This window comes from Streptomyces sp. 135, from assembly GCF_020026305.1.
GTDB lineage: Bacteria > Actinomycetota > Actinomycetes > Streptomycetales > Streptomycetaceae > Streptomyces.
Genome location: NZ_CP075691.1, coordinates 5,119,771 through 5,141,744 on the forward strand (window position 1 = coordinate 5,119,771; position 21,974 = coordinate 5,141,744).

The 21,974-nt window shown below is 73.3% G+C and carries 15 protein-coding genes and 1 pseudogene; 10 read left to right on the forward strand and 6 right to left on the reverse strand.

What is annotated here, in order from left to right:
* Positions 1–8: 8 nt before the first annotated feature.
* Positions 9–1,589 carry a M23 family metallopeptidase gene (locus KKZ08_RS23225; RefSeq protein ID WP_223776281.1) on the reverse strand — a complete coding sequence of 527 codons (1,581 nt, stop codon included), beginning with the start codon at positions 1,587–1,589 and terminating at the stop codon, positions 9–11.
* Positions 1,590–1,805: 216 nt separating this feature from the next.
* Positions 1,806–2,834 carry an alpha/beta fold hydrolase gene (locus KKZ08_RS23230; protein ID WP_223776282.1) on the reverse strand — a complete coding sequence of 343 codons (1,029 nt, stop codon included), beginning with the start codon at positions 2,832–2,834 and terminating at the stop codon, positions 1,806–1,808.
* A gap of 423 nt (positions 2,835–3,257) precedes the next feature.
* On the opposite strand from KKZ08_RS23230, the gene KKZ08_RS23235 reads away from it, so the two are divergent.
* A complete protein-coding gene (locus tag KKZ08_RS23235) occupies positions 3,258–3,674 on the forward strand; it encodes a cobalamin B12-binding domain-containing protein (protein ID WP_205036198.1) in 417 nt (138 codons plus the stop codon).
* A 49-nt stretch (positions 3,675–3,723) separates the two neighbouring features.
* On the opposite strand, the pseudogene KKZ08_RS23240 reads toward KKZ08_RS23235, so the two are convergent.
* Together KKZ08_RS23240 and KKZ08_RS23245 are read right to left on the reverse strand one after the other, a co-directional pair.
* Positions 3,724–5,377 (reverse strand): annotated as a pseudogene (locus KKZ08_RS23240) (DUF5691 domain-containing protein).
* 167 nt (positions 5,378–5,544) lie between these two features.
* Positions 5,545–6,948, reverse strand: a complete 1,404-nt coding sequence (locus KKZ08_RS23245) for an SWIM zinc finger family protein (RefSeq protein WP_223776283.1) — start codon at positions 6,946–6,948, stop codon at positions 5,545–5,547.
* 153 nt (positions 6,949–7,101) lie between these two features.
* Here KKZ08_RS23245 and KKZ08_RS23250 point away from each other — a divergent pair, with 153 nt between their 5' ends.
* The 7 genes from KKZ08_RS23250 to sucD all read left to right on the forward strand — a co-directional run bounded on the left by KKZ08_RS23250 (position 7,102) and on the right by sucD (position 16,852).
* Positions 7,102–8,226 (forward strand): AAA family ATPase, encoded by a 1,125-nt coding sequence (locus KKZ08_RS23250; protein ID WP_223776284.1) that lies wholly within the window; start codon positions 7,102–7,104, stop codon positions 8,224–8,226.
* Positions 8,223–10,733, forward strand: coding sequence for a DUF5682 family protein (locus tag KKZ08_RS23255; protein WP_223776285.1), 2,511 nt, complete (start codon positions 8,223–8,225; stop codon positions 10,731–10,733). The genes KKZ08_RS23250 and KKZ08_RS23255 overlap by 4 nt, the downstream gene beginning before the upstream one ends.
* Positions 10,730–11,899, forward strand: a complete 1,170-nt coding sequence (locus KKZ08_RS23260; protein ID WP_223776286.1) for a VWA domain-containing protein — start codon at positions 10,730–10,732, stop codon at positions 11,897–11,899. Before KKZ08_RS23255 ends, KKZ08_RS23260 begins: the two co-directional genes overlap by 4 nt.
* 133 nt (positions 11,900–12,032) lie before the next feature.
* The gene (locus tag KKZ08_RS23265; RefSeq protein WP_223776287.1) at positions 12,033–13,043 is read left to right on the forward strand and encodes a hypothetical protein; all 1,011 of its coding nucleotides are present in this window, start codon (positions 12,033–12,035) and stop codon (positions 13,041–13,043) included.
* Between the two features lie 132 nt (positions 13,044–13,175).
* Positions 13,176–14,459: a hypothetical protein gene (locus tag KKZ08_RS23270; protein WP_223776288.1), complete on the forward strand. Its 1,284-nt coding sequence runs from the start codon at positions 13,176–13,178 to the stop codon at positions 14,457–14,459.
* 308 nt (positions 14,460–14,767) lie between these two features.
* Entirely contained in the window at positions 14,768–15,946 is a 1,179-nt protein-coding gene (gene sucC, locus KKZ08_RS23275; protein ID WP_223776289.1) for an ADP-forming succinate--CoA ligase subunit beta, read from the forward strand.
* A gap of 21 nt (positions 15,947–15,967) precedes the next feature.
* On the forward strand, positions 15,968–16,852 hold the full coding sequence (gene sucD / locus KKZ08_RS23280; RefSeq protein WP_127912796.1) for a succinate--CoA ligase subunit alpha: 885 nt from the start codon (positions 15,968–15,970) through the stop codon (positions 16,850–16,852).
* A gap of 134 nt (positions 16,853–16,986) precedes the next feature.
* On the opposite strand, the gene KKZ08_RS23285 is transcribed toward sucD, so the two are convergent.
* Positions 16,987–18,237, reverse strand: coding sequence for a helix-turn-helix domain-containing protein (locus KKZ08_RS23285; RefSeq protein ID WP_223776290.1), 1,251 nt, complete (start codon positions 18,235–18,237; stop codon positions 16,987–16,989).
* Positions 18,238–18,388: 151 nt separating this feature from the next.
* On the opposite strand from KKZ08_RS23285, the gene KKZ08_RS23290 reads away from it, so the two are divergent.
* Positions 18,389–20,242: a DUF6350 family protein gene (locus tag KKZ08_RS23290; RefSeq protein WP_223776291.1), complete on the forward strand. Its 1,854-nt coding sequence runs from the start codon at positions 18,389–18,391 to the stop codon at positions 20,240–20,242.
* Positions 20,243–20,258: 16 nt separating this feature from the next.
* Here KKZ08_RS23290 and KKZ08_RS23295 read toward each other — a convergent pair whose 3' ends face one another.
* Positions 20,259–21,041: a hypothetical protein gene (locus KKZ08_RS23295; RefSeq protein ID WP_223776292.1), complete on the reverse strand. Its 783-nt coding sequence runs from the start codon at positions 21,039–21,041 to the stop codon at positions 20,259–20,261.
* A 301-nt stretch (positions 21,042–21,342) separates the two neighbouring features.
* Here KKZ08_RS23295 and purN point away from each other — a divergent pair, with 301 nt between their 5' ends.
* Entirely contained in the window at positions 21,343–21,966 is a 624-nt protein-coding gene (gene purN / locus KKZ08_RS23300; RefSeq protein ID WP_223779151.1) for a phosphoribosylglycinamide formyltransferase, read from the forward strand.
* Positions 21,967–21,974: the final 8 nt, after the last annotated feature.

Sequence of the window (21,974 nt, forward strand, 5' to 3'; positions counted from 1 at the left end):
GAGTTACGTTACGTCGGGTCGAGGTCGTGGCTGCGCAGCCACGGCAGCGGGTCGATCGCCGAGCCGCCGCTGGGGCGCACCTCGAAGTGCAGGTGCGGTCCCGTGGAGTTGCCGGAGTTGCCGGAGAAGGCGATGACCTCGCCCGCCTTCACGGGCCCGGTGGAGATCTTGTGCGTGGAGAGGTGGCAGTACCACGTCTCCGTGCCGTCCTTGGCGGTCACGATCGCCATGTTGCCGTAGGCGCTGTTCCACTTCGTGGAGACGGTGCCGTCGGTGGCGGCGAGGACTTCCGTGCCGTACGACACGGGGAAGTCGATGCCGGAGTGGGCGGACATCCAGTTGACGCCGGCCTGTCCGTAGTACGCGCTCAGTCCGTGCTGCTTGACCGGCAGGGCGAACTTGGGGCGGAGCCGCTCCTTGCGTGCCGCCTCCGCGGCCGCCTTCTTCTCGGCGGCCACCTGCTCGGCCTTGAGGTCGATGCGCTCCTGCGTGCGGCTCGCGCGGTCCGCGAAGTCACCGGCGTCCGCGGAGAGGTTCGCCAGCTGGGTGTCCAGCTTGTTGTTGGCGGTGGAGGGCTTCACGGACGTGGTGTCCGGGGCCGAGGCGGTCGTGTCCTTGGCCTCGTCCCCGCCGAAGCTGCCCACGGAGGCGGCGGCCACTCCGGCGACGCCCATCACGCAGGCGGACGGCACGGCGACGGTGAACAGGGCGGAGCGCTTGGCGGGGGTGCGGCGGCGGGTCCGGGACCGGCCCGCGCCGGAGCCGCCGTTCTTGCCGCGGGCGGCGGCGCGGGACCCCGGAGCCGGGCCTTCCGGAGCCGGCTCCGGCTCCGTGGCCGTGTAGGGGGCGTCGGCGGCGATCTCGTACTGCTCGGTGAGTTCGTACGGCTGCGGATTCTCGGATTCCGCGGTCTCGTACGGGTGGGGCGCGTCGTGCGGCTCGTGCGACGTGTCGTGCGCCCCTTGGTTCGCGGGCGCGCCGTTTGCTTCGTGCGCTTCGTTTGCCTCGTGCGCCTCGGATGTCCCGTGCGTTTCGTCGGGCGAGTTCCACGCCGCGGCGTCGAACGTGCCCGAGTCGAACGTGCCCGTCTCGAAGGCGCCCGTCTCAAAGGTCTGCGTCTCGAAGACCTGCGTCTCCCACTGGCCGGTCGAGGGTCCCTGGTTCCAGGCGGTGGCGTCCCACTGACCCGAGCTGTCCGGGCCCTGCTGGGCCGGAATGTCGGCGAGGTGCTGGTAGTCGCCGGTCGTCCACGCGGAGGTGGTGTCGTAGCTGCCGGTGTCGTACGCGGCGGCGTGGTGCTGCCCGGCGTACGCGTCGTAGTCGGCCGTCTGCTGCTGGGCGGTGGTGGTGGTCGCCCACTGGCCCGTGCCGTACTCGGTGCCGGGCATGTCGCCGAAGAGCGGATCGGTGGCGAACGTACCGGTGTCGAAGCTGCCGGTGCTGAAGCTGCCGGTGTCCAAAGTGCCGGTGGAGTGGGCGTCGTAGCCGTAGCCGCCGTGCTCGGCGCTGTGTGGATCGTACGTCGCGTAGTCGGCGCCAGGTGCCGAGGGCTGGGGAGTCGAGCTCCCCGACGGGTGACGGTCGTTCACCAACTTCTCTTTCGCCTCGGCAGCAGGGGCAGAGCAGTGCGGCGACTGTACCCGGCGGTATACGGGCGCGACAATCTTCGGCAGGTTTCGCCCTCTCAGGAAACGGGCATTCGGCCGTCTTTCGGGGGACTGTGGGCACAGCCTTGGCCCTGCGTTCGAGCCGCGTTCGATGTCCGGGGGCGTGGATCGGGTCCGTGACCCGATGCCCGGTCGTGGTCAGGCGACCGTGAGTCCGCCCGGTTCTTGCCTCGCGTCGGCTCCTGGATTCGCCAGGTCGAGTGCCTGACGTACGCCGTTCGCCACCGCCGGGTGCACCGGCAGCGCGAGATGGCCGATTCCGGTTACCCGGATGTTCTGCACGAGCAGGTCGGGGTGGTCGACGCACGCCGTCTCCAGCGGGTCCATGGTCTGGTCCAGGTCGCTCCAGAAGCTCACGAACTGGGTGCGGCAGTCCGGCGCCGGTTCCTTCAGCTCCTCGATCACGGCGGAGCCCGGGCGCATCTGCCGCACGATCGGATGCGCGTCGGCGAGCGGCGCGACCCGCGTGCCCGCGTGCGGAGTGCCGAGCGTGACCAGCGTGCGTACGCGTATGTCGCCGCCGAGGCGCTGCGCGTAATAGCGGGCGATCAGGCCGCCGAGGCTGTGTCCGACGACGTCCACCCGGCGGTGGCCCGTGCGCTCGCAGAGTTCCTCGACGTGGCGGCCGAGCAGCTCGGCGGCGGCAGGGATGTCACAGGTGAGCGGGGAGTAGTTGAGGGACCCCACGCGGCGTCCGCCGTCCTGGGCGAGGGCGCGGCGGAGCAGGACGAAGACGGAGCGGTTGTCGATGAAGCCGTGCAGGAGAAGAACCGGAGGCCTGTCGTCCGCGGGGAGGCGAGGGGCGTCGGGCGGCGGCTGGACGGGGGCCGTCCGGCGCTCCTGGGCGATGCCCGAGGGGTAGAGGACGAGGTGGCCCGCGAGGATCGCCAGTTCCAGGGCGGTTGACTTCAGGAGGGCCAGGGAGATACGGCCTGCCGCTTTGGCGTGCAGGGCGGCCAGGGAAGGCAGCCGGGGCAGGGCGGGCAGCGAAGGCAGCGTCGGTACTGCGGGCAGCGAGGGCAGCGCCAGCAGTGCGGGCAGTGCCGACAGCGGGGGCAGTGCGGGCAGGGTCGACGGCGTCAGGAACGCGGGCAGGGCCGGCAGTGCGGGCAGGTCTGGCAGCGGAAAGCTGCGGAAGCGAAAGGGGCGGGCCCCTGTGACCGGCATCGTCGACCTCCCGACGGCGCACGGGAGGGCGTCTTCGTCCCCCGTGCGCCCTAGGGGGAGTCGTGGGCGAGGAGCCGGCTCCGCGAAGGCGTGCGGTGCCGCCGTGGTGTGGCGGCTCCGTACCCCCGTGACGTCGCCGGTGCACCGGACCACCATGCCGTGCGGCTGACGGCATGGTGGTGCGGCGATCTCGTTGCGGCTCCCCTCGCGCCTGGTCCGGATGCGGAGCGTGAACCCCTGGTTGGTGGACGGCGCGCAGCGAACATGTCCCAACGTGTGATTTCCCCCTCCCTCTCCACCGTGAAACTGCCGCTTGCGCGATGCTGTGGATAACGTTCGTTCACTTCCCCGGCCGGTGTGGTGCGGGGTATCTGTGCTTGGACAGATGGTTGTCGGTACGGATATCGGTACATGGAGGCAGTGATGGGTGTGGCAGCCGGGCCGATCCGCGTGGTGGTCGCCAAGCCGGGGCTCGACGGGCACGACCGCGGGGCCAAGGTGATCGCGCGGGCGCTGCGTGACGCCGGTATGGAGGTCATCTACACCGGGCTGCACCAGACGCCCGAGCAGGTGGTGGACACCGCGATCCAGGAGGACGCCGACGCGATCGGCCTCTCCATCCTGTCCGGGGCGCACAACACGCTGTTCGCGCGGGTGCTCGAACTCCTGAAGGAGCGGGACGCGCAGGACATCCTGGTCTTCGGCGGCGGGATCATCCCGGAGGCGGACATCGCGCCGCTGAAGGAGAAGGGCGTCGCGGAGATCTTCACCCCCGGAGCCACCACGACCTCGATCGTGGAATGGGTGCGGGCCAACGTGCAGCAGCCCGCCGGGGCCTGAATCCTGCGGCTGTTCCAGGGCGGTGGCCCTGGGGCTCCCGCCTGCCCCCTCACGTGATCCCGCGCTCCGTGCGGGGTTCGGGGAGCGGCGGGAGCTCGTCGCGTATGGCCGCGCGCAGGCGCAGCGTGGTGACCAGGCGTTGGAACGCCTCCGACCAGTAGCTGCCCGCGCCCGGTGACGCGTCCTCCGGTTCGTCCGGGATCGCGGTGAGCGCCTCCAGGCGGACCGCTTCGGAGGGGTCGAGACAGCGCTCCGCGAGGCCCATGACCCCGCTGAAGCTCCAGGGGTAGCTGCCCGCGTCCCGCGCGATGTTCAACGCGTCGACGACCGCGCGGCCCAGGGGCTCGGCCCAGGGGACCGCGCACACCCCGAGCAGCTGGAACGCCTCGGACAGACCGTGCGCGGCGATGAAACCTGCGACCCACTCCGCCCGGTCCGTCGCGGGCAGCGAGGCGAGGAGCTTGGCGCGCTCGGCGAGCGACACGGCTCCGGGGCCCGCGGCGTCGGGGGACGCGGGCATGCCGAGCAGGGCCCTGGACCAGGTCGCGTCCCGTTGGCGCACGGCCGCGCGGCACCACGCGGCGTGCAGCTCGCCGCGCCAGTCGTCGGCCACCGGGAGCGCCACTATCTCGGCCGGTGTGCGATTCCCCAGCCGGGTGCGCCAGGTGGTGAGCGGCGCGGCCTCCACCAGCTGGCCCAGCCACCACGAGCGCTCGCCCCGGCCGGCCGGGGGCTTGGCGACGATGCCGTCCCGCTCCATGCCCGCGTCGCACTCGTGCGGGGCCTCGACCGTGAGGGTCGGCGTGCTCGACACGTGGTCCACGGCCACGCAGGAGGCCGCCCGCGCGGCCATCCGCCCGGCCAGTGGCGAGTCGGGGAGCGCGGAGAGCAACTCCGCAGCCGTGGACCGGACGTTTCGGCTGCGGTCGGTGAGGGCCTGCTCGAGGAACGGCTCGTCCGCGGCGGACAGGCCCGTGCGGAGCGAATCGAGGAACATCAGGCGGTCCTCCGCACGCTCCGTCGGCCAGGTCGTGGCGAGCAGCTGCCGCGCGGCATGCGCGTCGCGTGCGCGGAGCGTGGTCAGGAGCGCGACCCGTTCGGCGAAGAGGCCCTCTTCCCACAGCTGGCGGACCTTGGGCGCGTCGTCCGTGGAGGGCAGGGCCACGCCGCCTCCCGGAGTGGCCCGGAGCGCGAACTTCCAGTCCGGATTCAGGCGGGCCAGCCACAGGGCCCTGGGGCCCGCGAAGGCGAGCGCCTGGGGACGCAGGTCCGTACGGCCGCGCGCCGCGTTCAGGAGGGCGGGGAGCAGTTCGGGCGGCGCGCCGTACCCCCGGGCGTTGGCCAGGGCGAGCCACTGGGGGAGCAGTTCCATCAGGTCCGGCGTCGCGCCGCGTCGGCCGCCGCTCCCGAGGCCGGGCTGGTCGGTGAGCAGCGTGGCGAGCCTGCGACGGGCCGCGGGCGGCACCGGCGGCCTGGGTCCCGCGCCGCTTACTGGGCGGGGTGGCGGCCGGTGCCGGGCGCAGTCCCGCCCTGCGGCGGACCGTCTGCACCGCCGCCTCGTCGAGGAGGGCGAGTGGTGGCTCCTTGCCGGGTGTGTGGAGCGGGTCGGGCAGTGCGCGGCGGTCGGTGCCGAGCAGCGCCGCCGAGACGAGGTCCTCCCAGGCGACGCGGGGGGACGTCGAGGCGGCATCTGGCGGGCGTATGGAGGCGGCATCGGGTGGCCGGGGTGTCCCGGCTGCCGGGGGTGTCACGGGTGCCGTCGCTGTCCCGGCTGCCGTCGGTGTCCCGGGCGTTGTGTGTGCTCCGGGCGCTGTGTGTGCCCCAGGCGCCGTGGGTGTGGTCGGCATCTGCTCCTCCTGGCGTTCGTCGGTCAGCACAGCGGCACCGTCTCTTCCGCGTCCCGCGGCCAGGCCGTCAGCGGGGTGAAGCCCTGGTGGCCGCACTCGCCGAACACCGTCAGCGGTGCTCCTCCGGACAGGGCGACCAGCCGCCACAGGCCCGGCCCGGACGCGGCGGCGGGCGTCACCGGCAGCGCCGAGCCGCCGCCCGCGTCGGCCAGTTGCCAAGCGCCGTCGGCCTTGGCCGGTATGACCTCGGAGAGCGTCACCGGCCAGGACTCCAGCCACGGGTCGTGACGGAGCGCCTCGCCGTAGCGCGCGGCCGCCTCGTCCGTGCGTACGCCCGGTGGCCGCTCGGCGGTGGGTGCCGGGGTGCTGAACTGTTCGCCCAGGTCGGCCCGTAGCTGCCGCACGCCCGGGTATCCCGTCAGCTCCGCGTCGAGCGCGAGGCCCACCGGCAGGGTGAGCGCGGGGGCGCGGCCGGCCGCTCCGTAGGAGAGGAGCAGCGCGGTGCGGCCGGAGGCCGTGCCGTACAGCCAGACGCGGCGCGTGGTGAGTTTGCTGTCGGCGGTGTCGTACTGCGCGAGGACCAGCCAGCGGTCCCGCAGCGGTGGACCCTCCGGCCGGGCGGGCAGGCCGACGCGGGAGCGGACCGTGGCGGCCAGGCCGGACGGCAACGCGTCGCGGTGCAGCCAGCCCTGGTCGAGGAGGTGCAGCAGGGCGCACTCCTCCAGCAGGCGTACCGGCCAGCCGGGGCCCGAGGAGGGTATGGACCCCAACTCCCTCACGCGCGCCGCCAGTCCTGGCGCCTGTGCGTCGACCATGCGGGCGGCTGTCTCCTCCCACAGGCCGTACCCCGCCTGTTCGGCGGAGGCGGTACCGGAGCGCAGCAGGTCGGACAGGCGCTGCTCCAGCTCCGTCACCCCTGCCGTGATGCGCTCGGCCCGCTTCTCCGCTCTTCTGCGGGCCGCCTCAGGGTCGGCCGGCGCGGGGGGCGCGGCCTGCGAACTCCGCTTGTCCTCCGCTCTTTTGCGGCGGGACGACAGCCATTCCTCGGCCCACTCGGGCGGCTCCCCGCCCGGCACGGTGCCGTCCGCGCCCGCCCAGAGCAGCAGCAGTCCCAGCGCGTGTTTGCACGGGAACTTGCGGCTCGGGCAACTGCACTTGTACGCCGGACCCGCCCCGTCCGCTGGGCCCGCTGCGGCTGTGACGCCCGCGATACCTGTATTGCCTGTGACGCCCGTGATGTCGATGAGTGTCTGATACGGCTTGCTGCCACTGCCCCTGCACAGTCCCCACACCACCCCCTCGCCGGAACTGCCCGTCTCCGACCACGGTCCGGCGACGCCCAGTTTGCTTCCCGCCCTGCGTGACGAGGCGTCAGGCGCCAGTGCCAGCACCTGGTCCACCGTCCAGCGCACCCCCTGCTGAGTCATGTCTCGAAGGTAGGCGCCACCACTGACAATCGGTCCGCCGACAGGGATTGGGGCAGGTCAGCGCCGTGCGCGGGTCGATTGTCAGTGGCGTGGTGCACGGTGGAGACACATCCGGGCCAGATGTGCCCGGACGAGCTGGAGGGGGATCGCTCCATGACCGTTTCCATCGACTCGACGACGTCCGCGACCGCGAATCAGGACACGGTCCTGAGGCCGCACGCGGAGCACGCCTTCGCCGCCGAGCTGGCCGCCCTCGCCGCGCAGGACGACCGGCCGCGGCCGCAGCGGTGGAAGCTCTCCCCGTGGGCCGTGGCGATGTATCTGCTCGGCGGCACGCTGCCCGACGGCACCGTGATCACGCCGAAGTACGTGGGTCCGCGCCGCATCGTCGAGGTCGCCGTCACCACGCTCGCCACAGATCGCGCCCTGCTGCTGCTCGGCGTGCCCGGCACGGCCAAGACCTGGGTGTCCGAGCATCTCGCGGCCGCGGTCAGCGGGGATTCGACACTGCTCGTGCAGGGCACGGCGGGCACCCCGGAAGAGGCCATCCGGTACGGGTGGAACTACGCCCAGCTCCTCGCCCACGGCCCGAGCCGTGACGCGCTCGTGCCGAGCCCCGTGATGCGGGCGATGGCCGAGGGGATGACGGCGCGCGTCGAGGAGCTGACCCGCATCCCCGCCGACGTGCAGGACACGCTCATCACGATCCTGTCGGAGAAGACCCTCCCCATCCCCGAGCTGGGCCAGGAGGTCCAGGCCGTACGGGGCTTCAACCTCATCGCCACTGCCAACGACCGCGACCGCGGGGTCAACGACCTGTCGAGCGCCCTGCGCCGCCGCTTCAACACCGTGGTGCTGCCCCTGCCGGAGAGCGCCGACGCCGAGGTCGACATCGTCTCGCGCCGTGTCGATCAGATCGGCCGCGCGCTCGACCTGCCCGCGGGCCCTGAGGGCCTCGACGAGATACGCCGTGTCGTCACCGTCTTCCGCGAGCTGCGCGACGGCGTGACGGCCGACGGGCGTACGAAGGTGAAGTCGCCCAGCGGCACGCTGTCGACGGCCGAGGCGATCTCCGTCGTCACCAACGGCCTCGCCCTGGCTGCCCACTTCGGAGACGGCGTCCTCCGCCCCGGCGACGTGGCAGCGGGCATCCTCGGCGCCGTGGTGCGCGACCCGGCGGCGGACCGCGTGATCTGGCAGGAGTACCTGGAGACGGTGGTGCGGGAGCGGGACGGCTGGAAGGACTTCTACCGCGCGTGCCGAGAGGTGAGCGCATGACGGGGGCGGGTGGGACGCTGCTGCTCGGGGTGCGGCACCACGGGCCCGGGTCGGCCCGCGCGGTGTGGGCCGCGCTCGACGAGGCGCGGCCGGACGCCGTCCTCGTCGAGGGACCGCCGGAGGCCGACCCCCTGGTGCGGCTGGCCGGTGACGAGGGGATGCGGCCGCCGGTCGCGTTGCTCGCGCACGTCGTGGACGAGCCGGGTCGCTCGGCGTTCTGGCCGCTCGCCGAGTTCTCCCCGGAGTGGGTGGCCATCCGGTGGGCCGTGGAGAGGGATGTACCGGTCCGCTTCATCGACCTGCCGGCGGCGCACTCGCTGGCGCGGGCGGAGAAGCCTGCCGAGTCCGACGAGTCTGATGAGTCCGACGAGCCTGATGTGCCCGAGGGGGGTGATGTGCTTGAGGGGAGTGATGTGCCCGAGGAGGGTGAGGACGCCGTACGGATCGACCCCATCGCAGTCCTCGCCGAGACGGCCGGATACGACGACCCCGAGCGCTGGTGGGAGGACGTCGTCGAACACCGGGAGGCGGGCGGTGACGCGTTCGCGCCGTTCGAGGCGGTGAGTGATGCGATGGAGGCGCTGCGCGAGGTCTACGGAGATGGCGGGCACAGCCGTGACCTGGTCCGCGAGGCCCACATGAGGCTTCGGATGCGCGCCGCCCAGAAGGAGTTCGGCCCCGACCGCGTGGCGGTGGTGTGCGGGGCCTGGCATGTGCCCGCGCTGCGGCGCAAGGCCACCGTGGCCGCCGACCGGGCGCTGCTCAAGGGGCTCCCGAAGGTGAAGGCCGAGATGACGTGGGTCCCCTGGACCCACCGTCGCCTCTCCCGTGCCAGTGGGTATGGGGCGGGGATCGCCTCCCCCGGCTGGTACGGCCACCTGTTCGCCGCGGCCGACCGGCCCCTGGAGCGCTGGATGACGAAGGTCGCGGGGCTCCTGCGCGACGAGGACCGGCTCGTGTCGTCCGCGCACGTCATCGAGGCGGTACGGCTCGCCGAGGCGCTGGCCGCGATGCGGGGGCGGCCGCTGGCCGGGCTCAGCGAGACGACCGACGCCGTGCGGGCGGTGATGTGCGAGGGCTCGGACGTGCCGCTCGCCCTCGTGCACGACAGGCTCGTCGTCGGGGACGTGCTGGGGGAGGTCCCCGAGTCGGCGCCCGCCGTGCCGCTCCAGCGCGACCTCACGCGTGCGCAGCGCAGGCTGCGGCTCAAACCGGAGGCGCTGGAGCGGGAGGTGGAGCTCGACCTCCGCAAGGAGACGGACGCGGCCCGCAGCACGCTGCTGCACCGCCTGCGGCTCCTCGGCGTCGACTGGGGTCGGCCGGAGCGGTCCCGGGGGAGCACGGGGACGTTCCGGGAGACCTGGCGGCTGCGGTGGGAGCCGGAGCTGTCCGTGCGGGTCGCGGAGGCCGGGGTGTGGGGGACCACGGTCCTCGGCGCGGCCTCCGGCAAGGCGTCGGCCGACGCGGTCGGGGCGGCGGGCCTCGCCGATGTCACCGCGCTCGCCGAGCGGTGTCTGCTGGCGGAGCTGCCGGAGGCGTTGCCCGTCGTGATGCGGGTGCTCGCCGACCGGGCGGCACTGGACGCGGACGTCGGGCACCTCGCGCAGGCCCTGCCCGCCCTCGTGCGCTCGCTCCGCTACGGGGACGTGCGGGGGACGGACACGGGGGCTCTCGGCGAGGTCGCCCTCGGACTGGCCGAGCGGGTCTTCGTGGGGCTGCCGGGCGCCTGCGTGGGGCTCGGCACGGACGCGGCCCTGGAGATGCGGGGGCATGTGGACGCCGTCCACCAGGCGGTCGGGCTGCTCGGGGAGTTCCGCGGGGGCCCTGCCGAGGAGTCCCCTGCGGGCTCTGCCGAGGCCGGGCGTGAACGGGACGGCGTCACAGGTGGGCCGGCTGGCCCTGGCGGGATACCGGCGGACGGTGCCCAGGGGAGAGGGCCGGCCGTCCCCGGCAGGGACCGCGTGCACGGGATGCGGGCGCGGTGGGGCTCCGTGTTGCGTGTGATCGCGCGGCGGGACACGGTTGCCGGGGTTGTGCGGGGGCGGTGTGTGCGGCTGTTGTTGGACGGTGGGGAGTTGGCGGGCGACGAAGTCGCCCGGTTGATGGGGCTCGCCCTGTCACGGGGGAGCGAACCGGCCGAAGCCGCCGCCTGGATCGAGGGCTTCGTCGGGGGCGGGTCGGGGGGCGGGATGCTCCTCGTGCACGACGAGCGGCTGCTCGGCCTGGTCGACGACTGGCTGAGCGGCGTGTCGGACGACGCCTTCATCGACGTACTGCCGTTGCTGCGGCGCACGTTCTCGGCGTACGAGCCCGGGGTGCGGCGGACGTTGGGGGAGCTGGTGCGGCGTGGGACGCCGGGGGCAGGGCCCGTGGTGGGCGGGGGCGGCGTGCCCGGCTTCGGCGAGGTGATCGATGCCGCGCGCGCGGACGCCGCCGTACCGACCGTGCGGCTGCTGCTCGGCATGGCACAGAGGGAGAGCGACGACACGATGGGGGTGGCGGGATGACCGGCACGACGGATGAGCGGCTGCGGCGGTGGCGCCTCGTGCTCGGCGGGGACAGCGCCGACGGGACGGGACGCGCGCTCGCCGGGCAGGACGCGGCGATGGACGGCGCGCTCACCGCGCTCTACGGCGCGGGGGACGGGAAGGAGGGCCGGGGGCGGGACCGTTCGGCGGGGCTCGGCGGATCCGCGCCGTCCGTCGCGCGTTGGCTCGGCGACATCCGGACGTACTTCCCCTCGTCCGTCGTCCAGGTCATGCAGCGCGACGCCATCGACCGGCTCGGGCTCTCCACGCTGCTCCTGGAGCCCGAGATGCTGGAGGCCGTCGAGGCGGACGTGCACTTGGTCGGCACGCTGCTCTCCCTCAACAAGGCCATGCCGGAGACGACCAAGGAGACCGCACGGGCCGTCGTGCGCAAGGTCGTCGAGGAACTGGAGAAGCGGCTCGCGACCAGGACCCGCTCCACGCTCACCGGCGCGCTCGACCGCAGCGCGCGCGTCAGCAGGCCCCGCCACCACGACATCGACTGGAACCGCACCATCGCGGTCAACATCAAGAACTACCTGCCGGAGTACAGGACGGTCGTCCCCGAACGGCTCATCGGGTACGGGCGTGCGTCGCAGTCCGTGAAGAAGCACGTCATCCTCTGCGTCGACCAGTCGGGCTCGATGGCGGCGTCCGTCGTCTACGCCTCGGTGTTCGGGGCCGTCCTCGGCTCCATGCGCTCGCTGAACACACGCCTCGTCGTCTTCGACACCAACGTCGTGGACCTCACCGAGCAGCTCGACGACCCGGTGGACGTCCTGTTCGGCACGCAGCTGGGCGGCGGGACGGACATCAACCGCGCCCTGGCGTACTGCCAGTCGCAGATCACCCGGCCCGCCGAGACGGTCGTCGTCCTCATCAGCGACCTCTACGAAGGCGGCATACGCGACGAGATGCTGAAGCGGGTCGCGGCGATGAAGGCCTCCGGAGTGCAGTTCGTGACGCTGCTCGCGCTCTCCGACGAGGGGGCGCCCGCGTACGACCGCGAGCACGCGGCCGCGCTCGCCGCGCTGGACGCGCCGGCCTTCGCCTGTACGCCGGACCTCTTCCCGGAGGTGATGGCCGCGGCGATCGAGAGGCGCCCGCTTCCCATACCGGACATCAGTGGGGGGAACCGGACATGACTGCCCATCGGTAGCAGGGGGCTTGCGCGACGGCGGGCGTCCCGTGCGAGGATCGACGCGCCTCACCTGCGGAGCGATGCGTTCCGCCGCGCCGTGAGACGGACCTTCCCCTCAGCAGAGGACTCTCCCCGCCTTGACTCCCGCTTCCGCAGCCGCTCCGTCCGGAGCCGCCGTGCGCCTCGCGTACACGGTGACCGGGCGACGTGTGCTGCGCGTGGCGCTGGTGCTGGGTGGGTTGCTGGGGTTGCTGGTTCTCGGGCTCCTCTTCGGGGAGCGGGCGCAGGCGGTGGAAGGCGTTCCGTCGCGCCCCTTGGAGGGGGTCCAGTCGGCGCGGTCTGCCGAGCCGGTTCCGGTTGCCCGGCAATCGGGCGGCGCGGCCGTCGCCGAGTCGATCACTGCCTCTGCGGCCACCAAAGCGGCAGCCGAAACCGAGGCGGCCAGCGAAGCCGCAGTCGAAACCGAGGCGGCCACCGCAGCCGCAGCCGAGCCCGCCACCAAGCCGGTGACCCGGGCCGCCGCCCTGCGGTACAGCATCGAGCCGGTCGTGAAGCCCGAGGTACCGCGAACCGAACTCCCGGTCGGCAAGGCCGTGGACGACGTCACCGACGCCCTGCGCGAGACGCCGCCGCCGACCCGGTGGATTCCGGAGCCGCAGCTTCCGGGCCTCGGCGACGGGGGCGTCGGCGACGGGGAGGGCCCCGGCCGCGACGCCGATCCCGCCCCGGCCCCCGGAGCCACGCCTGCGCCCATGCCCGCGCCCGAGGCCGCCTCGGAGGGCGGGGCGCGGGGCGACGACGGTTCCGCTTCCGGGCCGAAGCACCGTGCCGAGCGGTCGGCCGGGCCGCGGGCAGAGTCGCCGTACGCCACCGGGGCCTGGCTCCCGGGCCACCGCGTCGGCGCCCACAGCGGCAGCGGCAAGGCCGTGGGTGAATACGGCGCGGGCCACACGCCCTCGCCCGCCGCCCCCGGAGGCAGGCTCGGCAACGCCACCGCCGTGGACGGCAACGCGTCGCGCCACGGCGATCAGTGCGCCGCCGCGCTCGACAGCCGCGCGCCGGTCCGGCTGCTCGCGGGGCCCGGGCGTCCCGCGGACTGCGCGCCGATCCGCGACCGGCACCGTGACATCCCCGAATTCCCTGGCTAGGGCAGCCCTTTCCCCGCGATGACCTGCCGCGCGGGGGCGGGACAGGTCTGCCCGTCGGCCGCCGGACTCCTGCGAAGGACTCCCGCGGACCGGATCCACAGCCAGAGCAAGAATTCGAAGGATCACGCGAGCATGAACAAGAACATCCGTCGTTCCATCGTCATAGCCGCTGGTGTCACCGGTGCGTGGGCGCTCGGTTCCGCCGTCGCCAGCGCCGACGAGCTGCCCCAGCACTCCGTCGCGCTCCCGGACCAGGCGTCGGACGCGGTCTCCGACGTCACCGACGAGGCCACCGGCATCAAGGCCCAGGAGGCGAAGGCCAAGGCCAAGGCGTCCGGCGTCCAGGCCAAGGCCTCCAAGGCCACCGGTGGCTCCACCACGGCCCAGGCCGAGAAGACCGCGACCCAGGCCAAGAAGACCGCGGCCAAGACCGCCGTCCAGGCCGAGAGGAAGACCGCGCTCCCGGGCCACCTCCAGGACCAGGTCCGCCAGTACGTCGACGGCGCGCTCCCGCAGGTCGACGCGGCGGACGAGGTCGACTACCTGTTCGGCCCCCTCTCCGCCTTCGCCCCGGATCTCACCCAGGCCCGCGCCGAGGCCCAGGGCGCCGCCGCGCACGCCCCGGCCTACGCCGATGACACCGTCGCCTACGCCGATGACACCGCCACCTACGCCCAGAGCACCGGCGCCTACGCCGAGGACGCCGCCGCCTACACCCAGGGCACCGCGGTCCAGACCCAGGGCGCCGCCACCACCGCCACGGCAGCCACCATGACCCCCGCCTCGCCGATCGTCGACGAGACCGCCGCCGCCGTGCTGCCGCCCATCGCCGCCACCGCCGTCGAGGGGCTCCTGCCCGTCGCCGGGCAGGCCGTCGGGGACGCGTCGTACCTCGCGCAGGGCGTGGTCGGCGACGTGCAGCCGTTCGCGGCCGGGGTCGTCGGACAGGTGCCGCCGTTCGCGCAGGCGGTCGTCGACGAGGACGTGCGGCCGTTCGCCGGCGGCGTCATCGGCTCGGTCACGCCGCTCGTGCAGACCGTCGTGGACCAGGTGAACCCCGTCGTGCGGGGCGTCGGCGGCAGCGCGGACAGCCTGGCGCAGGGGGTCACGGGCGACGTACGGCCGTTCGCCGGCGGAGTCGTCTCACACGTCCAGCCCTTCGCGCAGGACCTGACCGGCACCGTCACCCCCGACGCCCAGGCGCTCGCCGGTAACGCCGTCACCGGCGTCCAGCGCGTCGGCGCCGACGTCACGCCGGACTACCTGCCGACGTACGACTCGATCGCGTCCTACACCCCGCACGCGCCGCAGGCCCCGCTCGCGTCGCAGGCCCCGCAGACCCCCAGGCCCCGCAGACCCCCCAGGCCCCGTACACGTCGTACACCGCCTGATCGCGGGAGCAACTGGAGCAACTGAAGTAAACGGGCGGCCCCTGACGCAGCGGGGGCCGCCCGTTTGCCGTGGTGACCGCCGCGGCCGGGCGAGGCCGGTCACGCCGTAAGGGGCCGCTCTGTGACCGTCATCACCGCCCAAATGTGATCTGCGATTTAGGGACCCACGGCCCACGGCGATAACCTGCGAGACGGACATGCCGCGTATTGGACTCCGTCCTACGCCTCCCTTGTGACAGCGCAGTCACGTTGCCCTCCGCGGCACGCCCACGCAGACAGCTGACACCAAAGCAGCGAGATCGCAGCGAGATCACGGATTAGGGACGGACGCGCGTGGACCTGTTCGAGTACCAGGCGAGGGACCTCTTCGCCAAGCACGGTGTACCGGTGCTGGCCGGTGAAGTCATCGACACGCCTGAGGCGGCGCGCGAGGCCACCGAGCGACTGGGCGGCAAGTCGGTCGTCAAGGCGCAGGTGAAGGTCGGTGGCCGCGGCAAGGCCGGCGGCGTGAAGCTGGCGGCGAATCCGGACGAGGCCGTCGCTCGCGCGACGGACATCCTCGGCATGGACATCAAGGGCCACACGGTCCACAAGGTGATGATCGCCGAGCTTTCTCCGGAGATCGAGGCGGAGTACTACGTCTCGTACCTCCTCGACCGCACCAACCGCACCTTCCTGGCCATGGCCTCGGTGCAGGGCGGCATGGACATCGAGGAGGTCGCGGAGAAGACCCCCGAGGCCCTCGCGAAGGTCCCGGTCAACGCCGTCGAGGGCGTGAACATCGAGAAGGCCCGCGAGATCGTGGCCCAGGCGAAGTTCCCGGCCGACGTGGCCGAGAAGGTCGCCGAGGCCATGGTGACCCTGTGGGACACCTTCGTCGCCGAGGACGCGCTCCTCGTCGAGGTCAACCCCCTGGTGAAGACCAAGGACGGCCGCATCCTGGCCCTGGACGGCAAGGTGTCCCTGGACGCCAACGCCGACTTCCGCCAGCCGGAGCACGAGGCGCTCGAGGACAAGGACGCAGCTAACCCGCTCGAAGCTGCGGCCAAGGCCAAGGGCCTCAACTACGTGAAGCTCGACGGCGAGGTCGGCATCATCGGCAACGGCGCGGGTCTCGTCATGAGCACCCTGGACGTCGTCGCGTACGCCGGTGAGGCGCACGGCGGCGTGAAGCCCGCCAACTTCCTCGACATCGGTGGCGGCGCCTCCGCCGAGGTCATGGCGAACGGCCTGGAGATCATCCTCGGCGACTCGGACGTCAAGTCCGTCTTCGTCAACGTCTTCGGTGGCATCACCGCGTGCGACGAGGTCGCCAACGGCATCGTGCAGGCCCTGGAACTGCTCGCCTCCAAGGGCGAGAAGGTCGAGAAGCCGCTGGTCGTGCGCCTCGACGGCAACAACGCGGAGCTGGGTCGCAAGATCCTGAGCGACGCCAACCACCCGCTCGTGCAGCGTGTGGACACCATGGACGGCGCGGCCGACAAGGCCGCCGAGCTCGCGGCCGCGAAGTAAGGGACGAGGGACAGAACAGCCATGGCTATCTTCCTCAACAAGGACAGCAAGGTCATCGTCCAGGGCATGACCGGTGCCACGGGCATGAAGCACACCAAGCTCATGCTGGGTGACGGCACGAACATCGTCGGCGGCGTGAACCCGCGCAAGGCCGGCACGTCCGTCGACTTCGACGGCACCGAGGTACCGGTCTTCGGCACCGTCAAGGAGGCCATGGAGAAGACGGGCGCCAACGTCTCCGTCCTCTTCGTGCCGCCGGCCTTCTCCAAGGCCGCCGTCGTCGAGGCGATCGACGCCGAGATCCCCCTCGCCGTCGTCATCACCGAGGGCATCGCCGTCCACGACTCCGCCGCCTTCTGGGCGTACGCGAAGTCGAAGGGCAACAAGACCCGCATCATCGGCCCGAACTGCCCCGGTCTCATCACCCCGGGCCAGTCGAACGCCGGCATCATCCCGGGCGACATCACGAAGCCGGGCCGCATCGGCCTGGTCTCGAAGTCCGGCACGCTGACGTACCAGATGATGTACGAGCTGCGTGACATCGGCTTCTCCTCGGCCGTCGGCATCGGTGGCGACCCGGTCATCGGCACGACGCACATCGACGCCCTGGAGGCGTTCGAGGCCGACCCTGACACCGACCTGATCGTCATGATCGGCGAGATCGGCGGCGACGCCGAGGAGCGTGCGGCGGACTACATCAAGGCCAACGTGACGAAGCCGGTCGTCGGCTACGTCGCGGGCTTCACGGCGCCCGAGGGCAAGACCATGGGCCACGCCGGCGCCATCGTCTCCGGCTCCTCCGGCACCGCGCAGGCCAAGAAGGAGGCCCTTGAGGCCGCGGGCGTCAAGGTCGGCAAGACGCCGACCGAGACGGCCAAGCTGGCGCGGGCCATCCTGGCGGGCTGAGCTCACCTCCGCCGTTGAAGGTGGGCCCGCATCTCTGTTGAGGTGCGGGCCCACTTCGTGTTTTTCACCTGCGGGCCGGTGGGGGCCGGTCGCGCGGTTCCCCGCGCCCTGGAAGGGAGCCCCTTACAGGGGCGTCATTTCGGCTGCGGGGCCAGGCGGTGGCGGCCCGTCGTCAGTTCCGCGCGGAGCTTCTCGCGCAGTTTCGTGTCCTGGTACGTGAGAGGGCCCGGGCCCATCCGGGCCGGTACGCCGCTGATGGCCTTGCCCGGGGACTGCGGCGGCTCGTACCGGGTCGGGGCCGTGCGCAGGGTCAGGGCCGTGGCTCCGACGATCAGGGTCGTGAGGGCGATGGCCGCCCGGGTCCAGAGGCGGGCGCGGCGCTCACCGGTGATCCGTACGCGTTCCGGTTTCGGCGACCGGAGCTTCTCCGTGGCGGCCAGTTCGCCGAGGCGCCGGTGCAGGGTCTCGGGGTCGGCCAGGTCGGGCAGCCGCTCGGCGATGACCTCGCGCGCGTACAGCAGGCGGTTCGCGGTGGTCGGCGTGCTCGCCTCCGTCTCGGCCGCCGTGTCGGGCAGGTCGAGGCCGAGGCCGTCGTAGAGCAGCAGGGCGCGGCGCTGGGCGGGCGACAGGCTCAGGAGTACGCCGAAGAGGACGCGGTCGGCCGGTTCGGCGGGCGGGGCGTCCGGGAAGTGCAGGCGCGGCCGGAAGCGGTGCCAGGGCGACATCGCGTACTCGTGCGCGGCGGCGCGGACCCAGCCTGCCGGGTCACGGTCCACGGCCACCTCCGGCCAGCGGTGCCAGGCCTGCTGGAATGCCCGTTCGACGGCTTCCTGGGCGAGGGTGCGGCGCCCGGTGAGCAGATAGGTCTGGCGGACCAGGGCGGGAGCGGTGTCCTCGCAGAGGGCGTCGAAGGCCTGGGCAGGGGTGAGATCCGCCCGGCGCGCGGGGGCCGGGCCGCGATGGGGGTGGCCGGTCACCGCGGCCGGGGCGGCGGCCACGGCGGTGGGCGTCTGGGGCCCCGCCGCGCGCTTGGCGGGGGCCTCGGGCCGCGTCGTCGACCTCGCGGCCTCGGCGGGTTGCGTCCGCAGGTTCCGGCGGGCGGGCGAGGCGCCGGGGGTGGCCTTGGGTGCGGGTGGGGTCTCCTCGGGTGCCGCCTTTTCGGGTGCCGCCTTTCCGGTCTGCTCCTCGGCGACCGCGGTCAGGAATTCCGCGTACGCCTCATGGGTGCGGCCCTGGGGGTGCGTGCGGCCCCTTTCCCAGGAGCGGACCGTTTCGCGCGAGACGCCCAGCTTCGCGGCGAGGGCGGCCTGGCTCAGCGACTTCGCCTCGCGCAGCCTGCGGCGTTCCTTGGGGGACGGCAGAGACGTGGCAGGGCTCTGGGGCATGTCGGACTCTCCGCACCGTGGGCCGACGTGCGGCGGAGGGCAGGGCGCAGCCGAGCCGCCGAACGAAAAAGTACATAAACGTATATTGGGCGACACATCCGGTATTCGCCTGTTACGAGGAGAAAGCGCGTGTCGTTGGGAGCATGGCCGGGTGACCCAGACGACCGATCACAGCGCCTCGCCGCCCCTCGTGAAGCTGTTGAGCGAACAGTCCCGTGACCGTTCCCCCGGACTGGCGACCTGCCTGGCGGGCGGGGCCGTCGCGGCGGGCCTCGGTCTCGGCTCGCTCGCCGTGCTGGTGATCGCCCTGTGGATCAGCTCGCCGTATCCGGACAGCGGCCCCGACGGGGCCCTGCACATCGCGGCGAGCCTGTGGCTGCTCGCCCACGGCACGGAGCTGGTCCGGGCGGACACGCTCTCAGGGGCGTCCGTGCCGGTCGGCGTGACGCCGCTGCTGCTCTCCGCCCTGCCGGCCTGGCTCGTGTACCGGGCGGCGCGGGACGCGGCCGACCCGGAGGAGTTGGGCCACCCGGTGGGCACGGCGTGGTGCGGGGTGGTGAGCGGCTATCTGCTGGTCGGCATCGCCGCGACGGTGTACGCGTCGGGCGGCGAGCTGCGGCCGGACCTCCTCGACGCGCTGCTGCACCTGCCCGTCTTCGCGGCGGGTGCGGCGGCGTGCGGGGTGTGGGCGGCGCTCGGCCGCCCGCGCGGTCCCCTCCCGGCGCCCCTGCGGCCCCCGCTCGCCGTGCTTCCCCGGGTACTGCGGAGTCGTCTTGTGCACGGGCTCTTCGTACGCGGCGGAACGCTCGCCGTGGCGCGGGCCGGGGCGGCCGGGGCGGTGGCGCTCGTCGGCGGCGGCGCGCTGCTGGTCGCGGTGGCGCTCGTGCTGCGCGTAGGGCCGGTGACGGAGGCGTTCGCGCAGGTCACGGAGGTGCGGTCGGGGCAGTTCGCGGTACTGCTGCTGGCCCTCGCGCTGGTGCCGAACGCGGCGGTGTGGGGCGCGGCGTACGGCCTCGGCCCAGGTTTCGCGGTCGGCGCGGGAAGCGTCGCCGCCCCCGTCGCCGTGGACGCGGGCCCGCGGCTGCCGCGGATCCCGCTGCTGGAGGCGTTGCCCGAGGCGGGGCCCGGGACGCCGTTCGACTGGGCGGTGGGGGTGGTGCCGGTGGTGGCGGGGCTCGTGGTGGCGTGTTGCACGGTCCAGTCGGCGGCGCCCGCCTTCGGGGAGCGGGACGAGGCCTGGTCGCTGGGGCGCACGGCTGCCGGGGCGGCGGGGCGGCGGCGGTGTGCGGGTGGCTACGGCGGGCCTCGCGGCGTCGGCGGGCGGGCCGATGGGCGTGGCGGTGCTCGCGGAGTTCGGGCCGGTGTGGTGGCGGACCGGGGCGGCGGCGCTGTGCTGGACCCTGCCGATCGCGGTGCCGACGGCGGTGATCCTGCGCGCGTGGCGGCTGCGGAAGCGGTCGGGCGCGGGGCGCGGGCGGCGGCGCCCAGGGCGGGGAGAGGGAGAGGTCCGGGACGGGTGGCGGTGGCGGCACCGGCGGCCGGGTGGGGCGCGGGGCAGGGCGGGGAAGGGACGGGGAACGGGACCGGGAAGGGGACGGGAGTGCGAACGCGGCGGCACGGTCCGACGCGGGGGAGGCCTCCGGCGCCGGACGCCGGGCGTGGACGCCGCGGTTCACGCTGCCGTCGCCGCGAGGGCGCGCCTGCCGCGGCCCCGGCTGCCGCGCTGGGGCTACCGGCCTGGGCCTGCCCGCCTCGGACTCTCCCGCGCGGTCCTCACGCGGCGCGGCGGCGCCCCGGCCGAGGTGACGACGCCCGCCCCGGCCGCCGCCTCGGGCCCGGCCCCGGCTCCGCCTCCCGGAACCACCACCGACCGGCACGGTTCCGAGCGGCACGGCTCCGAGCGGTACCCCTTCTTGCCGACGGCCGAGGAAGCGTCCGGCGAAGCCCGTCGGCGGGCGCTGCGGGAGGCCGGGGAACGGCCCCCCGAGCCGTGAGACAGCGGTGAGGCAGAGCGGCAGCGGTCAGTCGTCGTCCTGCTCGCCGAGGAGCGGACGCAGCTGCTCGGGCAGGAGATCCTCGCAGGACTGCTTCGACGTGGTGGTGAGCGCGTCGTCCACGCACGTGTAGTAGTCGCGGTACACCAGCTGCGCCGTGAACGTCCCCGCCACCATGACCAGCGCCAGCGCGCCCGTCACCAGACCGCTGATCGCGGCCGTCGTCTGCGGCCGCGTGGACGACGGCTCGCCCTGTGCCCGACCGCCCTGGGCGGCGGCGCCGGCCGCGGGCCGCGTCGGGTCCGGCGTACGCGGCTTCGCGCGCAGCGACTGGATGGCCCACATCAGCGCGAGGGCGCCGAGCAGCAACGCCACGTACCGCCAGCCGAACAGCGCGAAGAAGAAGGCCCACATGCCCGAGAGCAGGGCGTAGCGCGCGTGGCGCTGGGACGGGTCCGTCGGGTCCCAGCGCAGGCCACCGCCGCCGGGACCGGAGGGGCCTTCCTGGCCGGGACCGCCCCGCTGACCGGGGCGCTCGCCGAAGCCGCCCGGGGAGCGGCCGGGCTGCCGGTCGCTCCACTGGCTGCCCCAGGGAGAGCCGTGGCCCTCACCGGAGCCGTCGGGCGAAGAGCCCTCGGGGCCGTCGGCGGGGCGGCGCGGCTGCCACGGCCGGTCCGGAGTCCCCTCCGGCGGCGGCGCGAAGGGGTTGTCGTCGTCCTTGCCCGTGCCCTGGGAGCCCGAACCCCGGGACTCCGGTCCCTGGGAGTCGGAGTCCTGCGGTGGAGACGAAGGGCGGCTACGGTCCGGCATCTGGTGTGCGTCTTCCCCTTGGTAGAGCCGTGGTGGAGAGCCGTGGAGCCCGCATGCGGGACCGTGTGCGGCTCGGCCACCCGGCGATCGTCGGTATTGGCGCCTTTTCCACAGACGCTACCTTCCGCGCGCGCCCCCGTCCCGTGAGGGGCGGTTCCGTGTGCCGGTATCGTTGCTGACGGTCGGCCGCTTCGTAGAGTTCCCCGTATCGCGGGGCTCGAAGCCTTCGTACGACCGTACAAAGACGCACCTCCCGAGAAAGGGCCCCGCTGTGGCCGAAAGCGCCGTGGCCGAGAGCGCCGTGGTCGCGCGCCCCAAGCGACTCGTCGTGCTGGTCTCCGGGTCGGGGACGAACCTCCAGGCCCTGATCGACACCATTCACGCCGTGGGCGCGCAGGCCTACGGCGCCGAGATCGTCGCCGTCGGCGCCGACCGCGAGGGCATCGCGGGCCTGGAGCGCGCCGAACGCGCCGGGATCCCGACCTTCGTCTGCCGGGTGAGGGACCACGCGAGCCGCGACGAGTGGGACCTGGCCCTGGCCGAGGCGACGGCCGCGCACGGACCGGACCTGGTGGTCTCCGCCGGGTTCATGAAGATCGTGGGGAAGGAGTTCCTCGCGCGCTTCGGCGGGCGGTTCGTGAACACCCACCCCGCCCTGCTGCCCAGTTTTCCGGGGGCCCACGGCGCGCGCGACGCGCTCGCGTACGGCGTGAAGGTCACCGGGTGCACCGTCCACTTCGTCGACGACGGCGTCGACACCGGCCCGATCATCGCCCAGGGCGTGGTCGAGGTCAGGGACGAGGATGACGAGAGCGCTCTGCACGAGCGCATCAAGGAAGTCGAGCGCACGCTGCTCGTCGATGTCGTGGGGCGTCTGGCCCGGCACGGCTACCGCATTGAGGGACGAAAGGTTCTTATCCCGTGACCGCCGAA